At 57.4% G+C, this 855-nt stretch carries 1 protein-coding gene; it reads right to left on the bottom strand.

The window, feature by feature from the left end; all coding sequences use genetic code 11:
* A partial coding sequence (locus tag A3730_RS04855) for a glutathione S-transferase family protein (RefSeq protein WP_197477298.1) occupies nt 1-585 on the bottom strand: 585 nt, incomplete at its 3' end.
* Nucleotides 586-855 lie beyond the last annotated feature (270 nt).

The raw sequence follows: 855 nt of genomic DNA, 5'->3' as shown, positions 1-855 counted from the left end.
GGCCAGGTCACGGCGGAACCACAAGCTGTGGTACGCGGAAAAATCACCGGCATTGGGGGCATCGCCAAACAGGAAGTCCTGCGTCAGCAGGGTTTCCATATGATCCAGATGCGCGGCCACCTTGCGACGCATTACGCGGGGACTCTCGGCTTTCACTTTCGACTTGCTGCCCATCTTGATCCGGTCCAGCAACAGGCGCCCTAGGTCCAGCAGCGACGACTCTTTCAGCACCCGGCGCAACAGGGTGATATTCCCTGCCGTCACAATTGAAGCCAGGAAAATCTGCAAGTCCACTTCACTAACAAAGGCCTGCACCTCTTCACTGCAATTCTCCACCACCAGCTCAGGCTTGTTTGCCAACCGGGCGATTTCTCGGCTGAGGGTGCGGGTATCACAAAAGACATCCGCGCCAATCTGCGCCACCGGGATTTTCCGGTAGCCACTGGCCAGCGGTGCCAACTTGGGGCGCGGTGGCATTTCCGCCACGGTGACCGACTGCCATTGCAAGCCGGCATAACCCAGCATGGCACGCGCTTTCTCGGAAAACGGGGACAGCGTGTAGTGGTGCAGAATCAGTTCTGACATCTAGGCATCCTGAATGAAGTGGTCGGTGTACGGCAAGCCTCATATCCCCGCACGACAAGGTCAAGCATCCATTGCTGCGCCTCTGCGTTGGCAACTGGCAATATTTATAACCTCGTAACTAGACGACCGGTCTAATTAGCTGTTAAAGTGCCGCCCATGAATACGCAAACCGCCATCAATCAGCCAGATAAACACCGCGACACCCGCCAGCACCTGCTGGATACGGGCCGTGACATTCTGGCTGCCCGCGGTTTCAGCTCCGTCGGCTTG

The sequence above is a fragment of the Alcanivorax sp. HI0044 genome, from assembly GCF_001634945.1.
Note: the sequence above shows the minus strand (reverse complement) of the source record. Positions and strands in the feature narration are given on the sequence as shown.